Source organism: Burkholderia sp. MR1-5-21 (genome assembly GCF_053427715.1).
Map to the genome: position 1 here is coordinate 1 of NZ_JBSAXD010000035.1, position 16,052 is coordinate 16,052.

Sequence of the window (16,052 nt, forward strand, 5' to 3'; positions counted from 1 at the left end):
ACTGCTGGCGGCGTTCGATACCGCAAACAGCGATGCCATGTGCCCGCTCGTGCGACAGGCGCTGGCGGGGCACCGCACCGAGTTGATGCCCGCCGGGACGTAGCCGAGAAAAAGACACGCGGCGCGAAGCACGATCGCAGCATCACGCGCGACCGGCGCATGATGCTGAACACCTTTGCAACGCGCAATCTGAAGTGAATATGCATTTCAGTTAGACAGCATTCCTGACTTTCAAACAAGGAGAGACAGATGAAGATCTGTGTTTATGGCGCCGGTGCCATCGGTGCATACCTTGGTGCGCAGCTCGCGTCCGCTGGCGCCGACGTGAGTTTCGTGGCTCGCGGCCCCCACCTCGCCGCGATGCAGGCACGCGGCGTACGTTTGCAGGTCGACGGCAGCGAACGCGTCGTCGTCAACGTGCGTTGTACGTCGGATCCGCGCGAGCTCGGTCCGCAGGACTACGTGATCATTGCGCTGAAAGCGCATTCGGTGCCGGGCGTGGTTGACCTGATGCGTCCTTTGCTGGGGCCCGACACGGCGATAGTCACGGCAGTCAACGGCATTCCCTACTGGTACTTCTACAAGCATGGCGGCGAATTCGCAGGCACCACGCTCGACAGCGTCGACCCGGGCGGCAAGCAGTGGGCACGGCTCGGACCGGAGCGTGCGATCGGTTGCGTGGTGTACCCGGCGGCCGAAATCGTTGCGCCGGGCGTGATTCGCCACGTGTACGGCAAGAAATTTCCAATCGGCGAACCCAGCGGCGAGCGCACCGATCGGATCCGGAGACTGCATGAGATCATGACTGCGGCGGATCTGGATGCGCCTGTCCGCGACAACATCCGTGACGAGATCTGGCTGAAGCTTTGGGGCAACCTGTGCTTCAACCCGATCAGCGCATTGACCCATGCGACGCTCGACGTCATTACGAGCAATCCGGCGACGCGCGCCGTGTCCAGAACCATGATGCTTGAAGCCAAGGCGATCGCCGATCGCTTCGGCGTGCATTTCCGTGTCGATGTCGAACGGCGAATCGACGGTGCGGGGGCGGTCGGCGCGCACAAGACGTCCATGTTGCAGGATCTTGAAGCCAACCGTCCGATGGAGATCGACCCGCTTCTTACCGTCGTGCAGGAAATGGGGCGGCTCGTCGGGCAGGCGACGCCGACGATCGATACGGTGCTGGCGCTGATCAAGCTCCGCGAACGGATCGCGCAGCCGGTGCCGCTGCCGGTTTCCGGTTTGCGGAAGGAAGTTTTCAGCGTTTCCTGAGTGCAACGGGAACCTGGTCCGGCGTGGCGGACCAGGTTCCAGCACATGGGTTGACGAAGCCGTGGAGGAATGCGGCGATTGCCGATGAACGGGCAGCCCTTCGTTCGCGTATTCCCAGGATAGGTATACAGCCCCTAGGACGCGTTCACCGCGTGGCAGGCGTGCGCGCCTCTGTCGGCGAATTGAGCCCAGACCGCTTCCGCATTCGGCCGCAGCGAACGGTTCCGGCGCCGCACGAGCATTGTCGCCACCGTCACTTCGGGGAGAAGCGGGCGCGCGACGAGATGCGCTGTCAGCGCCGGCCAATGCACGTCGACGGGCAGCACGCCGATGCCGATTCCCAGTTCGATCATCCGCAGCACGGCTGCAACATGACCCAGTGCCTGCATTGGGCGGCCCTTCATGCGATGCGCGCTCAATGCCCGCTCGACCGCCAGCATGATGCCCGCATCCGGGCCGAGCGTGACGAGCGGCGCGTCGCTGAGCGCGTTCCACATGAGCGTGGTGCATTGCGCAAGCCGATGGGAATCGGGCAGTACTGCGCAGAGCGGCGTCGAGAAAAGCACTTCCGCGTACAGCGTATCCCTTCGCAACGCATCGGCGTCCGACACGATGCCAAAATCGACCTCGCCGCGTTCGACGTTTGTCAGGATTGCGGGTTGAGGCAGGTCCTGCACCGTGACGATCAAGTTCGGAAACATCGCGGCGCAGCGCGCAAGATGCCCGGGTAACCAGCTCGACGAGAGCGCCGGGTTGCTCGCAATTGCCACGACGCCAGTTTGACCGTCATGCGCGGCACGCTCCTCGTGCAACGTCAGTTCGATTTCATCGAGCAGTCGGCCGATTCGCCGCTCGAGGCTCGTGCCCGCCGCTGTCAGTGCGACATGGCGGGTCGTGCGGTCGAAGAGTTTGAGGTCGAGTGCATCTTCAAGCTCGCGCACGCAACGGCTCACGGCTGACTGGGTCAAATCGAATTCGCATCCGGCGCGCGTAAAGTTCCGACGACGCGCGACGGCGACGAAAACCCTCAGTTGCTGCAACGTGACATTCATGATGCGGCGAGATGGAGACTGTTCAGTCATCGGCACGGGCCAGCGAACTCATGGGCGAAGCGTTGATATCGTTGATGTCGTGCTCGTGCCGTGCGTCGTTGCTGGTTTCGATCCAGCGGGCGCGCATCGGCGCGAGGACCAGCTTGGCCGAGATGCCGGCCGCGATCGTGATCGCCGCCGCCGTCACGAACACGGCGTTCCAGCCGCCCGTTGCGGACAACACGGACGCGAGCGGGACGAGCAGCGCAGCGGTGCCTTTGGCGGTGTACAGCGTGCCAGCATTCGCAGCCGCGTACTTGCTGCCGAACGTGTCCGCACAGATCGCGGGGAAAATCGAAAAGATCTCGCCCCAGAACAGGAAAATCATGGCCGCGAACGTCATGAACGCGTAGGGGTTGGTGCCGTATCGCATGAGCCCGAGCAATGCGAGCCCTTCGCCGATGAAGACCAGGAACATCGTGTTTTCACGGCCGATCTTGTCCGACAGGAATCCGCACAGCGGACGCGTAAAGCCATTGCAGATGTTGTCGATCGAGAGCGTGGCCGTCAGCAACGGCAAGGTCATGCCGAACAGCGCGATCGGCATTTTTGCAAGCCCCCAGTCTTTTGCGATCGGACCGATCTGCGCGGTGGCCATCAGGCCGCCGGCAGCGACAGCCACAAACGAAACGTAAATCACCCAGAAGACCGGTGCCTTGATCATTTGCCCGGGCGTGTAGTCCGCCTTTGTCACGGCGAATTTCTTCTTGACTGCAGCCACTTTGCGTACAACGGGTTTTTTCAGCAGCAGTGAAAGCGCGAAAATGCAGGTGCCCTGAAGGATGCCGAAAAACAGAAAGGCTCGCTCGTATCCGGCGCTTGAAATCATGTTGGCGATCGGGATCACGGTGACGGCGGCGCCTGCGCCGAACCCCGCGGCCGTCAAGCCGGCCGCAAGACCGCGCCGGTCCGGAAACCACTTCAGCGCATTGCCGACGCAGGTGCCGTACACCCCGCCTGCGCCGATCCCCGCGATGACCGCCGCGATATAGAGCTGCGGCAACGACGTCGCATACGAATTGATGACCCATGCGAGACCCGCGCAGACCGCGCCGCCGGCGACCACAGGGCGCGGGCCGAATCTGTCGACCAGCCATCCCTCGACCGGGACGAGCCAGGTTTCGGTCAGGATGAAAATGGAGAACGCGAGCTGAATCGATGCCTGGTCCCAATGGTGGCGCGCATTCATCGGCGCTACGAAAAGCGTCCACGCGTACTGCAGATTTGCCACCAACGCCATGCATAGCATGCCGATGACGAGTTGACCCCATCGATTTGCCCAAAAGGGGAGCGCCGGTGTGCGCTGCGTGATTTCTTTCATGTGTGTTGTCTCCACTATCTATTTGAAGTGGGCGGATCGATATAGGGCCTGCATTTATTCCGCCCGGGATTTATGCGCGGATTAAACTGCCTCCGGTAATAATCAATATACGGATCTCTGCGTCGACCAAATAAGAGTCGGCGTGTTTGTCGTAAAGAAGCCGCTAATGCGTTAATGCAAATGCCGCCGGGATATTTCTCGCAGAGCCCCGCCGGACATGGCTTGGCGACTAGGCGTTAACCCGATGTTTGCACTGCTGCAATGGCGTTCCCTATGCAGAGCCATGCTAGGGTCAATGCCGAACAACGGATAATTAAAGTTTGTTACCATATGGATTCATATTCGCTTATACATCGGTCATGACGATGAGGAACGCCACACTCCGCCAGCTGAAGGTGTTCGAGACTGTGGCCCGTCACCTGAGCTTCTCGCGCGCTGCGGAAGAGCTTCATCTGACCCAGCCCGCCGTTTCCACCCAAGTCCGGCAGCTCGAGGAGCACGCGGGCCTGCCGCTGTTCGAGCAGCTCGGCAAGAAGATCTACCTGACGGCCGCCGGCACTGAAATGCTTCACTACAGCCGCGCGATCATCCAGCAGTTCCACGAAGTGGACGAGGCGATGAGCCAGCTGAAGGGCGTGGCAGGCGGCAAGCTGAATGTCGCCGTCATCAGCGCAGGCGACTATTTCTTCCCGCGCCTGCTCGCCGAATTCGCTCACCGATATTCGGGTGTCGTGCTCAATTTGTCTGTGCACAACCGTGAGGAATTGCTGCATCAACTTGCGACCAACCAGACCGATCTCGCGGTGATGGTTCGTCCGCCGCACGACACGGATGCGGTCTGCGAGCCGTTTGCCCCGCACCCCTACGTGATCGTCGCGGCACCGGGCCATCCGCTTGCCAGCAAACGGAACATCGGGATGAGCGAGTTGGAAAACGAGGCGTTCGTCGTGCGGGAACGCGGCTCCGACACCTGGAATTCGATGGAGGAAGGATTCGCCGGACGGCTCGCCAATCTCAAGATAGCAATGGAGATCAAGAGCACCGAGACGATCAAGCAGGCCGTCATCGCCGGGATGGGCATCGCATTCCTCTCCGCGCATACGATCAGCCTCGAACTGCAGGTGGGCAACCTCGTCGTGCTCGATGTCGAGGGCTTTCCGGTCATGTTCAACTGGTACATCGTGCATCGCAAGAACAAGCGCCTGCCGCCGGTTGCGCTGGCCTTCAAGCACTTCCTGCTGGAAGAGGGTGCGCGGCTCATCGAGGAGATCACGCACGTGAAGGAACTGAGCACGCACAAGCAATAGTCAGCGCGGCATCGCGCGGTATCTCCGATGGTCCCGAATCCGACCGCGAAAGCGCCAGCCGCCGCCGCTGCGATAGGCGCCCGTGCGCACGGTGTCGCGACGGGGGTCCCGTAGCGCCAGAGGTTGCACGAAGTCCCCGCCGAGCAACGGGTGCGAGAGATCGTCGCGCAATTCGATTCGCACGACCCAGCTGCGTCGCCGCACCGAACCGCAGCGCGCGCGTCGCTGTCGGCGGTGTACGGCCGCAAACGCGCGCAAGCGCGCGGCGACGACGGTCAGAAGAAAACCGATCCTTGCCCGTGCGGTATTTTTTGACATCTGCGGCATTCGCGGTCCCGCGCCCCTGCAACGGATTTGATATATCACATACTAGATGCAATATGAGGGAGTCGCAACGTTTGTCCCGGCGCAAGGTGCCGTATGGCGATCCGGGAAGCGGACGGTGTCGTGGACAGCAGGCAAAGTCGATGCTGGCAGGCGGAGGGGGGCGCCGCGGTGAGGCGAGGGAGGCCGTGACGCGGAGATGTCGGAACGAGCGGAAATCGCCGAGCGGGGTGGCGCGGCGGATCGGCTCCTGGCGGCAGGTCAGGCCGTCAGGTCAGTCGAGAAAATCGCAATTCGCCTCGACGAACGCCGCGAGATCGAGCGAGTGCTGGCGCACGAGTTTCTCGGCCAGTTCGGTGTCGCGTTGCTCGAGCGCTTCGATGATGCGCAGATGGTCGACGATCGAGCGCGATGCGCGATCGCTCTGGGAAATCGTCATGCGCCGGATGGCGCGCACGTGGATGAATATGTTCTTGATCGTGTCGAGAATGATCTGCGACTTCGACAACTCGACGATTGCCTGATGGAAAGCGATGTTCGCTTCCGAGTATTCGGCGATGTGCTCGGCCGGCGTCGCATCGCGGAAAGTGTCGAACATGCGGCGCAGCTTCGCGATTTCCTCGTCGGTCGCGTGGAGCGTGGCGAGGCGTGCCGCCATGCTTTCGAGTGCCGCCCACATCTGGATCATTTCGACGATTTCACGCTTGGTCTTGCGCACAATGTAGATGCCGCGGCGCGGCACCATGCGCAGGAAACCTTCCTGCTCGAGCAGCGTCATCGCTTCGCGCACGGGCGTGCGACTCACGCCGAGCGTCTCGCTCAGCACGCGCTCGTCGAGGCGAATCTCTTCGCGCGACCGGTAGATGTCTGCGTCGGCAATGGCCTGGCGCAGCATCGCGTAGGCCTGATCGCGCAGGCTGGCACTTGGATTGATGGGCTGCAGCGCCAGCGTAAGGGGCGCTGCCACCGCTTCAGTTTGAAGTTCCGACGACATTGATCGACTTTGGTTGAACACGTACGTTACGGGGTACCGTCGGCGAGGCCGGTCCACTCTCGTCATTCGACGAGCCCAGGTTGGCAAAGCGGCCGTGCTTCGCTGCCAGCCTTGCAACGGATGTCGGAATCGACTGCGCCAGCAGAATTGTAGCGGCGGAACCCAGCCCCACGACAGCGATGGCGAGCAGCGCCAGAGAGAGATATTCCATTTGTAGCCCCGAATGACTGAATGGTGATGCGACGGAATCATATGCTGCATCGCCGCAAGCGTCAATATTCGGTATTCAATATATCACAAACATTCGCTTTGGTATGTTCAGACGTTACCACGGTTGGTGCTCCCCGATCGGCTCGCTGCAATTCTGTCTACCGGCAGGTGAAATTCGGTCCGGAAAGGCGGCGACATCGGTCCGGCGGCGGACCAGGCTGCGCGGCGTGCTGTCGGGCCGGCAAGGTGTCGAATTGGCAGCCGGCTGTTCGACGCGATCGCGTGAGTCGGAGACGCAGAGGTCTCGTGGAGGAGTGCAGACAAAGATCCCCGGCTCGAAATTCGTTTGCGACGCACCGTCAAGCGCGCAGCGCATTTGCCGGGTAATGCTCATACAGGTATTGACACTACCAGCCAAGCTCATGTTTTTAATGGGTTTTTTCGCATTCGACTCGTGCCGGAGCGGGATCCGCGTGGCATAATCGACCGCATCCGCAAGGCTTGAAGTCATAACGACCCCGCATACCCATGGCACAGACTCTCTACGACAAACTGTGGAATTCCCACGTGGTCCACACCGAGGACGACGGTACGACATTGCTCTACATCGACCGTCAGCTGCTGCATGAAGTCACGAGCCCGCAGGCGTTCGAAGGGCTGAAGATCGCGCACCGTCCGGTGTGGCGCATCAGTGCGAACCTGGCCGTGTCGGATCACAACGTGCCGACGACGGACCGCAGCCACGGCATCGCCGATCCGGTCTCGAAGCTGCAGGTCGACACGCTCGACGCGAACTGCGACAGCTTCGGCATCACCCAGTTCAAGATGAACGACGTGCGCCAGGGCATCGTGCACATCATCGGCCCGGAGCAGGGTGCGACGCTGCCCGGCATGACGATCGTGTGCGGCGATTCGCACACGTCGACGCACGGCGCGTTCGGCGCGCTCGCGCACGGCATCGGCACGTCGGAAGTCGAGCACGTGCTCGCGACGCAGACGCTGCTGCAGAAAAAGAGCAAGAACATGCTCGTGAAGGTCGAGGGCCAGCTGCCGCGCGGCTGCACCGCGAAGGACATCGTGCTTGCGATCATCGGCAAGATCGGCACCGCGGGCGGCACGGGCTATGCGATCGAATTCGGCGGCTCGACGATCCGCGCGCTGACGATGGAAGGCCGGATGACGGTCTGCAACATGGCGATCGAAGCGGGCGCGCGCGCCGGCATGGTCGCCGTCGACGATACGACGATCGACTACCTGAAGGGCCGTCCGTTCGTGCCGACCGGCGCGGAGTGGGATCAGGCCGTCGAATACTGGCGCACGTTCAAGTCGGACGACGGCGCGCAGTTCGACCGCGTCGTCGAGCTGAACGCGGCCGAGATCGTGCCGCAGGTCACGTGGGGCACGTCGCCGGAGATGGTCACGTCGATCGACGGCCGCGTGCCCGATCCCGAGCGCGAGAAGGATCCGGTCAAGCGCGACGCGATGGAACGCGCGCTGGCCTACATGGCGCTCGAGCCGAACACGCCGATCGAGGCGATCAAGGTCGACAAGATCTTCATCGGCTCGTGCACGAACGCGCGCATCGAGGACATCCGCGCCGCAGCGTACGTCGTGAAGAAGCTCGGCCGCCGCGTCGCGTCGAACGTGCGCCTCGCGATGGTCGTGCCGGGCTCCGGTCTCGTGAAGGCGCAGGCCGAGCACGAAGGGCTCGACAAGGTGTTCACGGAAGCGGGCTTCGAATGGCGCGAGCCGGGCTGCTCGATGTGCCTCGCGATGAACGCCGATCGTCTCGAGCCGGGCGAGCGCTGCGCATCGACGTCGAACCGCAACTTCGAAGGCCGGCAAGGCGCGGGCGGCCGCACGCACCTCGTCAGCCCGGCGATGGCGGCAGCGGCGGCGATCGAAGGCCATTTCGTCGACATTCGCAAGCTGGGGTAACGAGTCGGATCATGGAAAAATTCATTGTGCATACCGGCGTCGTGGCGCCGCTCGATCGCGAGAACGTCGACACGGACGCGATCATCCCGAAGCAGTTCCTGAAGTCGATCAAGCGCACGGGCTTCGGGCCGAACGCGTTCGACGAATGGCGCTACCTCGATCACGGCGAGCCGGGCCAGGACAACTCGAAGCGTCCGCTGAACCCTGACTTCGTGCTGAACCAGCCGCGTTACCAGGGCGCGTCGGTCCTGCTCGCGCGCAAGAACTTCGGCTGCGGCAGCTCGCGCGAGCATGCGCCGTGGGCGCTGCAGCAGTACGGCTTCCGCGCGATCATCGCGTCGAGCTTCGCGGACATCTTCTTCAACAACTGCTACAAGAACGGCCTGTTGCCGATCGTGCTGACCGAGCAGCAGGTCGATCACCTGTTCAACGACACGTACGCGTTCAACGGCTACCAGCTGACGGTCGATCTCGACGCGCAGGTCGTGCGCGCGCCGGACGGCCGCGAGTATCCGTTCGAGATCACCGCGTTCCGCAAGTACTGCCTGCTGAACGGCTTCGACGACATCGGCCTCACGCTGCGCCATGCGGACAAGATCCGCCAGTTCGAGGCCGAGCGCCTCGCGAAGCAGCCGTGGCTGAACAACAAGCTGGTCGGCTGACGTCGTCCTTCGGGCGGACGCCGTGCGTCCGCCGCTTCGCATACACAACCTACCCAGTCAGGAATAACGCATGAAGATTGCAGTGCTGCCCGGCGACGGCATCGGTCCGGAAATCGTCAAGGAAGCGGTGAAGGTGCTGAACGCACTCGACGAGACGTTCGAACTGGAAGAAGCGCCGGTCGGCGGCGCGGGCTACGAGGCGAGCGGCCACCCGCTGCCGGACGCGACGCTGAAGCTCGCGAAGGACGCGGACGCGATCCTGTTCGGCGCGGTCGGCGACTGGAAATACGATTCGCTCGAGCGCCCGCTGCGTCCCGAGCAGGCGATCCTCGGGCTGCGCAAGCATCTCGAGCTGTTCGCGAACTTCCGCCCGGCGATCTGCTATCCGCAGCTCGTCGATGCGTCGCCGCTCAAAGCCGAACTGGTCGCCGGCCTCGACATCCTGATCGTGCGCGAACTGAACGGCGACATCTACTTCGGCCAGCCGCGCGGCGTGCGTGCGGCGCCGGACGGCCCGTTCGCCGGTGCGCGCGAGGGCTTCGACACGATGCGCTATTCGGAGCCGGAAGTGCGCCGCATCGCGCACGTCGCGTTCCAGGCGGCGCAAAAGCGCGCGAAGAAGCTGCTGTCGGTCGACAAGTCGAACGTGCTCGAGACGTCGCAGTTCTGGCGCGACATCATGATCGACGTGTCGAAGGAATACGCGGACGTCGAGCTGTCGCACATGTACGTCGACAACGCGGCAATGCAGCTCGCGAAGGCGCCGAAGCAGTTCGACGTGATCGTGACCGGCAACATGTTCGGCGACATCCTGTCCGACGAGGCGTCGATGCTGACGGGTTCGATCGGCATGCTGCCGTCCGCGTCGCTCGACAAGAACAACAAGGGCTTGTACGAGCCGTCGCACGGTTCGGCGCCGGACATCGCGGGCAAGGGCATCGCGAATCCGCTCGCGACGATCCTGTCGGCCGCGATGCTGCTGCGCTACTCGCTGAATCGCGCGGAGCAGGCCGATCGCATCGAGCGTGCGGTGAAACGCGTGCTGGAGCAGGGCTACCGCACCGGCGATATCGCGACGCCGGGCTGCCAGCAGGTCGGCACGGCTGCGATGGGTGACGCGGTGGTCGCGGCGCTGTAAGCGTCGCGGTACGGCAATCATGTAGATAGGGCGCGAACGGGGCCGGCAAAAATCGGCCCGTTCGCCCGCGGTAGGCCGTTGTGCGGCCAACCGGCTTTGTGTAGACTCGTGCGATGGCGCTGATTTCCCTGATCTCCCCGGTCCTGAAAACCCACGGCAACACTGCCCGTGCGGTTACGCGCGCCATCGTCATCACGAAAACCATTACCACGAAAACGATCATTAAACGCTGATCGTCCGTCGTGCCCGCCTTTTTCCCCGCGCGGTCACAGCGGGGACGGAAATGGCGGGGAAGCTCCATCAAAGGGTTAGTCATGAACGTAGGTCTCGTAGGTTGGCGCGGCATGGTCGGCAGCGTCCTGATGCAGCGCATGCAGGAAGAGGGCGATTTCGACCTGATCGAACCGGTGTTTTTCAGCACCAGCAACACGGGCGGCAAGGCGCCGTCGTTCGCGAAAAACGAGACTACGCTCAAGGACGCGACGAACGTCGACGAGCTGAAGAAGTGCGACGTCATCATCACCTGCCAGGGCGGCGACTACACGAACGACGTGTTCCCGAAGCTGCGCGCGGCCGGCTGGAACGGCTACTGGATCGATGCGGCGTCGTCGCTGCGGATGAAGGATGACGCGGTCATCATCCTCGATCCGGTCAACCTCGACGTGATCAAGGACGCGCTCGTCAAGGGCACGAAGAACTTCATCGGCGGCAACTGCACGGTCAGCCTGATGCTGATGGCGCTCGGCGGCCTGTTCCGCGAGAACCTCGTCGACTGGATGACGGCGATGACCTACCAGGCCGCATCGGGCGCGGGCGCGCAGAACATGCGCGAGCTGCTGTCGCAGATGGGCACGCTGAACGGCGCGGTGAAGGAACAGCTCGCCGATCCGGCGTCGGCGATCCTCGACATCGACCGCCGCGTGCTGGCCGCGATGAACAGCGATGCGATGCCGACCAGCAACTTCGGCGTGCCGCTCGCCGGCTCGCTGATTCCGTGGATCGACAAGGATCTCGGCAACGGGATGTCGAAGGAAGAGTGGAAGGGCGGCGCGGAAACCAACAAGATCCTCGGCAAGCCGGCGATGGGCGAGCCGGGCTCGATCCCGGTCGACGGCCTGTGCGTGCGGATCGGCGCGATGCGCTGCCACTCGCAGGCACTGACGATCAAGCTGAACAAGGACGTGCCGCTCGACGAGATCAACGGCATCCTCGCGTCGGCGAACGACTGGGTGAAGGTCGTGCCGAACGAGCGCGAAGCATCGATGCGCGACCTGTCGCCGGCGAACGTGACGGGCACGCTGACAGTGCCGGTCGGCCGCCTGCGCAAGCTCGCGATGGGCGGCGAATACCTGTCGGCGTTCACCGTTGGCGACCAGCTGCTGTGGGGCGCGGCAGAGCCGCTGCGCCGCATGCTGCGCATCCTGCTCGACAAGTGATGTCGCGCGGCTTGCCGCGCATTCACGACACGCCTGCACGCCCTTGACGGGGCGGCAGGCGTTTTTCGTTCCGGCGGCCGAATTCCCCGCTTCCGGCCAGATGTCATTGCGCGCGCGGCGACGGTCCGGCGGGGTGCGGCGGCCACGCAGCGATCCCGCGCCCGAAACGCGAAGGCCCCGGACCGCTTGCGCGGCCGGGGCCTTCTTGCATCGATTCCTTTGGCACGAGGAGAGGATGCGACGCGAAGTATAAGCCACGTCATTCTTTCCCCACGGTCGATCAATGTAGGGATTTGCATCAATTGATGATGTTTTATTTATAAAACGCAGGTGCGGTGCCCCGGGTCGCGTCATCGGGCAGGCGAAGCGCCGTTTTCCGGCCGGCGGTTGGACGCTCGAGCCTGCCGGCTGCCCGGAATGCAGCCGACTGCGCCGCGTGCAACGGGGTCGCGACGACGGGCCGCCGCGGACGAATTCGGCCCGAAGCCGATCGCGTGAAGTAAACTACGCGGTTACGACGCGCAGACAAGCCGAAAGCGTCGCGTTCTGCGCGGCGCTTTTGTATTTCTGCGGTGACTTTTTTGACGCTTCTCAACGAGAATCCGAGCCGCGCGCCAGCGTGGCGATAGAGCCAACGATGTTCCGAATTTCCTTGTTTCCGCGTCAATCCCGGCTGGCGCGCGCGGTGCGCAGCGCACTGGCGATCCTTGCGCTCGGAACCGCCGCATCCGCGTGGGCGTTCGGCGCCAGCGACGCCGCGGCGGCCGATGCCGGTTCCGCGGCGCCGCTCACCGTCACGGTCCGGCCCGGCCAGTCCCTCAACGATCTCGCGATCGCGGTCACGCAGTCGCACGACCCCGGCGTACTCGCCCGGGCAGGGCGCGCGCTGTTCGACGCGAATCCGCAAGCGTTCATGAAGCGCGATCCGAGCCGCCTGAAGGTCGGTGCGACGCTGACGGTGCCGGCGCTCGATGCAACGGGCACGGCGGTTGCCGCGGCGGGGGCGGCTGCCGCATCCGCTGCCGCTTCCGGCCCGGTGGCGTCCGCCGCCTATGCCGCGTCGGCGCCGCATCCGGCGACCGCCATACCGGCCGCGCCTTCGGCATCCGCTGCGCATGCGGTGCAGGCAGGCGAAGCACACGCTTCGGCTGCAGCGGTGGCTGGTGCGTCGTCTGCCGTCGGCGTGTCCGCTGCGCACGGCGCGTCCGACGCCGGCGCCCAGTCGGCGGAAGCGCCGGCCGGCGCGAGCGGGCCGCACGTATGGAGCGGTGCGATCCAGGCCGCGCCTTCGTCGGCGAGCGAAGCGGCGACGACGTCGCTGCAGGGCGGACCGGCGGGCGCGAATGCTTCCACGGCCGCGGCGCCGGTCGCGGGCGCGTCGCAGCCGCGACCGTCCAGCCTGCAGCAATTGCTCGCGCTGAAGAACCGCGTGCTGATGGAACTGCAGAAACACGGGATCGGCAAGCCGGCCGCGACCGACCGCGCAGCGGCCGACGCGGGCCGCGCGCAGGCGCCGGCCATGCCGAGCCCGGCTGCGAACGCGAATGGTGCATCCGATGCGTCGCTCGCCGCGAGCGAGGCTGCCGCAACCGGCGCGACCGCGAGCGCGGCGCAGCCGGAGACGGCGCCCGCGCGTCCGGCCGTACCCGTTGCGGCGCCGTCGACGACGGGCGCTGGCGCGCAGATCGACTGGCGTGCGGTTTCGGCGGGCGGTGCGGCGGCCGTGGTGTTGATCGCAGGCTTCATGTGGCGCAAGCGCCGGAAAGCCCGGCGCGACGACGTTGCAGCAACGGGGGATGCAACGGGAGTTGTATCGGGTGTTGCCGGCACTGATCACGTGACGCCGTCTGTGGTGCCGGAATTGCCGATCCAGCCGGAAACCCCGCTGTCGCGCGATGCGGAAGCGGACGTGCATCTGGCCGCTGCGACTGCGGTTGCCGCGGAGACGGTCGACACGCACGACACGCATGAAGCGGAGCATGCGGTGCCGGCTGACGAGCCGACGCATGCGGATCGTGCGACGCACGACGTGCCGGGCCCGGAGGGTGCGGTCGAAGGCCAATCCGCCGACGCTACGGCGACGCCGTCAGAGCAATCTGCTTCGTCTGCTTCGTCTGCTTCGTCTGCTTCGTCTGCGCCGTCGTCGCAGTCTGAGTTGCCTGAGTTGCCCGAGTTGCCCGAGTTGTCCACACCATCCGCGCCATCCGCGTCGTCCACGCCGTCCACGCCGTCCACGCCGTCCACGCCGTCCGCGCCGCAGCCCGCCGACTCGCAGCAGGCGATTCTGCTCAACGCGATCACGGCGCTCAACAGCCTCGACATGCCGCTGCCGCCGCGCACGACAGACGTGACGTCGACGCTGACCGATGACGCCCCGGCACAAGACCTTTCTGTTGGCGCACCATTCGCAACTAACGGTCAATCCGCGCCCCGCCCGCCAATTGGTGTAATGCATCCGACCCCGGAACATTCGGCCGACCACGAGGACGACCTCGAATGGGACGCGGATGTCCCGCTGTCCGGTCATGACGGCGCATCGCCGGCAGCTGCGCCGACGCTGCCGCCGCTCGGCAGCGCGCAATTCGGCGCGCTGAAGCTCGATTTCGACCTTGACCTGCCGGCCGCGCCCGGCGCGGTGCTGCCGGCGCTGACGCCGGACGAGCTCGCGCGCATCGCGCGCAACAAGCTCGACCTCGCGCAAGAGTACGTCGAACTGGGCGACCTGTCGGGCGCGCGGACGCTGTTGCAGGAAGTCGTCGACGCGAACGATGCCGCGACGCGCGGCGACGCGCACGCGCTGCTGGCGAAACTGGCGGACGAAGCGTGATGCGGATCGCGCTGGGGATCCAATACGACGGTGCGGCGTTTTGCGGCTGGCAGTCGCAGCCGCATGGCAAGACCGTGCAGGACGTGCTCGAGCGCGCGCTGGCCGAATTCGCGCTGACGCCGCTGCACACGACGGTGGCGGGGCGGACCGACACCGGCGTGCACGGGCTCGGGCAGGTCGTGCATTTCGAGACCGAACTGGACCGCGCGGATTTTTCGTGGGTTCGCGGTACCAACGCGTTCCTGCCGCCGACGGTTGCCGTGCAATGGGCGAAACCGATGCCGGATGCGTTCCATGCGCGTTTCTCGGCATTCGAGCGGACCTATTACTACGCGTTGTACGTGCATCCGGTGCGTTCGCCGATGCTCGACGGGCGGGCCGGCTGGATCCACACGCCGCTCGACGACGACGCGATGCGCGAAGCAGCGGCGCACCTGATCGGCGAGCACGACTTCTCGGCGTTCCGGTCGTCCGAATGCCAGTCGAAGACGCCGGTCAAGCACCTGTATCAGATCGATATCCGGCGCTCCGGCCACTTCCTCCACTTCAGGTTCCGCGCGAACGCGTTCCTGCATCACATGGTGCGCAACCTGATGGGCTGCCTCGTCGCGGTCGGCCGCGGCCGCTATCCGGTCGAGTGGATAGCGGACGTGCTGGCCGGGCGCGACCGCAACCGCGCGGCGCCCACGTTCATGGCCGATGGGCTGTATCTTGCACATGTCGGCTACCCGGCGGAATTCGCCGTCCCGCCCGCACAACTCGGCAGCGTGCCGTGGAGCGGGGTCTGGGCTGATCTGGATCCACAACCATGACGGACAACGCGCTTTCTCCCGCATCCGCGCCGGCTGACCTGCCGCCGCGCACGCGCATCAAGCTGTGCGGGCTGTCGCGCCCCGACGACGTGCTGCACGCGGCGGCGCTCGGCGCGGACGCGATCGGCCTCGTGTTCTACCCGAAGAGCCCGCGCGCGGTGACGATCGCGCAGGCGGCCGAGCTCGCGCGCCTCGCGCCGCCGTTCGTGTCGGTCGTCGGCCTGTTCGTGAACGCGACCGCCGACGAGATCGAGGCGGTCGTGCGCGACGTGCCGCTCACGCTGCTGCAATTCCACGGCGACGAGACGCCCGAGCAATGCGACGCGCTGGGCCGCGCGGCACGGCTGCCGTGGCTGCGCGCGGTGCGTGTCGGCCCCTCGACGCAATCGGCCGATTTGGTAGAATCGGCACTTCATTATTCGAAAGCGCGCGGCCTCCTGTTCGACACCCTCGTGCCGGACTACGGCGGCAGCGGCAAGGTCTTCGATTGGTCACTTATTCCTGCAGAGCTCGCGCGTCGGGCCGTTTTGAGTGGTGGGTTGAACGCGCAAAACGTCGGTGACGCGATCCGTCAGCTGCGTCCGTTCGCTGTCGATGTCTCGAGCGGCATCGAAGTGGAGGGCGCAAAGGGCGTGAAGGATCACGCCCGGATGGCGGCGTTCGTACGCGCAGTGCGCGAAGCGGACGCCGGGTGATGCATGCCGGTGCGCGGCGCCCGAA

14 protein-coding genes are annotated in these 16,052 nt (G+C 64.8%); 10 read left to right on the forward strand and 4 right to left on the reverse strand.

All coding sequences use genetic code 11. The features are described 5' to 3' along the window. Positions 1-249: 249 nt before the first annotated feature. Positions 250-1,272, forward strand: coding sequence for a 2-dehydropantoate 2-reductase (locus tag ACV229_RS33450; protein ID WP_448087369.1), 1,023 nt, complete (start codon positions 250-252; stop codon positions 1,270-1,272). Positions 1,273-1,406: 134 nt separating this feature from the next. Here ACV229_RS33450 and ACV229_RS33455 read toward each other — a convergent pair whose 3' ends face one another. Continuing rightward, complete coding sequence (locus tag ACV229_RS33455; protein WP_448087440.1) at positions 1,407-2,324, reverse strand: LysR family transcriptional regulator; 918 nt, start codon at positions 2,322-2,324, stop codon at positions 1,407-1,409. A gap of 22 nt (positions 2,325-2,346) precedes the next feature. Beyond that, positions 2,347-3,684: an oxalate/formate MFS antiporter gene (gene oxlT, locus ACV229_RS33460; protein WP_448087370.1), complete on the reverse strand. Its 1,338-nt coding sequence runs from the start codon at positions 3,682-3,684 to the stop codon at positions 2,347-2,349. A 359-nt stretch (positions 3,685-4,043) separates the two neighbouring features. Between oxlT and ACV229_RS33465 the strand changes: the two genes are divergently transcribed. Then, positions 4,044-4,991: a LysR family transcriptional regulator gene (locus ACV229_RS33465; RefSeq protein WP_448087371.1), complete on the forward strand. Its 948-nt coding sequence runs from the start codon at positions 4,044-4,046 to the stop codon at positions 4,989-4,991. Here the strand turns inward: ACV229_RS33465 and ACV229_RS33470 are convergent, their stop codons facing one another. Together ACV229_RS33470 and ACV229_RS33475 are read right to left on the reverse strand one after the other, a co-directional pair. Beyond that, on the reverse strand, positions 4,992-5,309 hold the full coding sequence (locus tag ACV229_RS33470; RefSeq protein WP_448087372.1) for a hypothetical protein: 318 nt from the start codon (positions 5,307-5,309) through the stop codon (positions 4,992-4,994). It abuts the gene before it with no gap. A 280-nt stretch (positions 5,310-5,589) separates the two neighbouring features. Continuing rightward, a complete protein-coding gene (locus tag ACV229_RS33475; RefSeq protein ID WP_448087441.1) occupies positions 5,590-6,309 on the reverse strand; it encodes a GntR family transcriptional regulator in 720 nt (239 codons plus the stop codon). Positions 6,310-7,047: 738 nt separating this feature from the next. Between ACV229_RS33475 and leuC the strand changes: the two genes are divergently transcribed. From leuC to ACV229_RS33515, 8 genes are all read left to right on the forward strand, one after another. Then, positions 7,048-8,457: a 3-isopropylmalate dehydratase large subunit gene (gene leuC / locus ACV229_RS33480; protein WP_448087373.1), complete on the forward strand. Its 1,410-nt coding sequence runs from the start codon at positions 7,048-7,050 to the stop codon at positions 8,455-8,457. A gap of 11 nt (positions 8,458-8,468) precedes the next feature. Next, entirely contained in the window at positions 8,469-9,119 is a 651-nt protein-coding gene (leuD, locus tag ACV229_RS33485) for a 3-isopropylmalate dehydratase small subunit (protein WP_448087374.1), read from the forward strand. Between the two features lie 70 nt (positions 9,120-9,189). After that, complete coding sequence (gene leuB / locus ACV229_RS33490) at positions 9,190-10,257, forward strand: 3-isopropylmalate dehydrogenase (RefSeq protein ID WP_448087375.1); 1,068 nt, start codon at positions 9,190-9,192, stop codon at positions 10,255-10,257. A gap of 113 nt (positions 10,258-10,370) precedes the next feature. Then, positions 10,371-10,490 carry a hypothetical protein gene (locus ACV229_RS33495; RefSeq protein WP_017329997.1) on the forward strand — a complete coding sequence of 40 codons (120 nt, stop codon included), beginning with the start codon at positions 10,371-10,373 and terminating at the stop codon, positions 10,488-10,490. Between the two features lie 81 nt (positions 10,491-10,571). Continuing rightward, entirely contained in the window at positions 10,572-11,693 is a 1,122-nt protein-coding gene (gene asd / locus ACV229_RS33500; protein ID WP_027791140.1) for an aspartate-semialdehyde dehydrogenase, read from the forward strand. A 637-nt stretch (positions 11,694-12,330) separates the two neighbouring features. Beyond that, positions 12,331-14,520 (forward strand): FimV/HubP family polar landmark protein, encoded by a 2,190-nt coding sequence (locus tag ACV229_RS33505; RefSeq protein ID WP_448087376.1) that lies wholly within the window; start codon positions 12,331-12,333, stop codon positions 14,518-14,520. Then, positions 14,520-15,332, forward strand: a complete 813-nt coding sequence (gene truA / locus ACV229_RS33510; protein WP_448087377.1) for a tRNA pseudouridine(38-40) synthase TruA — start codon at positions 14,520-14,522, stop codon at positions 15,330-15,332. The genes ACV229_RS33505 and truA overlap by 1 nt, the downstream gene beginning before the upstream one ends. Further along, the gene (locus tag ACV229_RS33515; protein WP_448087378.1) at positions 15,329-16,027 is read left to right on the forward strand and encodes a phosphoribosylanthranilate isomerase; all 699 of its coding nucleotides are present in this window, start codon (positions 15,329-15,331) and stop codon (positions 16,025-16,027) included. Before truA ends, ACV229_RS33515 begins: the two co-directional genes overlap by 4 nt. Positions 16,028-16,052 lie beyond the last annotated feature (25 nt).

Excerpts from the sequence above, each read along its gene's own strand:
- ACV229_RS33450 (WP_448087369.1), top strand. The coding sequence starts at position 250 with ATGAAGATCTGTGTTTATGGCGCCGGTGCCATCGGTGCATACCTTGGT.
- ACV229_RS33455 (WP_448087440.1), bottom strand. The coding sequence starts at position 2,324 with ATGAATGTCACGTTGCAGCAACTGAGGGTTTTCGTCGCCGTCGCGCGT.
- oxlT (WP_448087370.1), bottom strand. The coding sequence starts at position 3,684 with ATGAAAGAAATCACGCAGCGCACACCGGCGCTCCCCTTTTGGGCAAAT.
- ACV229_RS33465 (WP_448087371.1), top strand. The coding sequence starts at position 4,044 with ATGACGATGAGGAACGCCACACTCCGCCAGCTGAAGGTGTTCGAGACT.
- ACV229_RS33470 (WP_448087372.1), bottom strand. The coding sequence starts at position 5,309 with ATGTCAAAAAATACCGCACGGGCAAGGATCGGTTTTCTTCTGACCGTC.
- ACV229_RS33475 (WP_448087441.1), bottom strand. The coding sequence starts at position 6,309 with ATGTCGTCGGAACTTCAAACTGAAGCGGTGGCAGCGCCCCTTACGCTG.
- leuC (WP_448087373.1), top strand. The coding sequence starts at position 7,048 with ATGGCACAGACTCTCTACGACAAACTGTGGAATTCCCACGTGGTCCAC.
- leuD (WP_448087374.1), top strand. The coding sequence starts at position 8,469 with ATGGAAAAATTCATTGTGCATACCGGCGTCGTGGCGCCGCTCGATCGC.
- leuB (WP_448087375.1), top strand. The coding sequence starts at position 9,190 with ATGAAGATTGCAGTGCTGCCCGGCGACGGCATCGGTCCGGAAATCGTC.
- ACV229_RS33495 (WP_017329997.1), top strand. The coding sequence starts at position 10,371 with ATGGCGCTGATTTCCCTGATCTCCCCGGTCCTGAAAACCCACGGCAAC.
- asd (WP_027791140.1), top strand. The coding sequence starts at position 10,572 with ATGAACGTAGGTCTCGTAGGTTGGCGCGGCATGGTCGGCAGCGTCCTG.
- ACV229_RS33505 (WP_448087376.1), top strand. The coding sequence starts at position 12,331 with ATGTTCCGAATTTCCTTGTTTCCGCGTCAATCCCGGCTGGCGCGCGCG.
- truA (WP_448087377.1), top strand. The coding sequence starts at position 14,520 with ATGCGGATCGCGCTGGGGATCCAATACGACGGTGCGGCGTTTTGCGGC.
- ACV229_RS33515 (WP_448087378.1), top strand. The coding sequence starts at position 15,329 with ATGACGGACAACGCGCTTTCTCCCGCATCCGCGCCGGCTGACCTGCCG.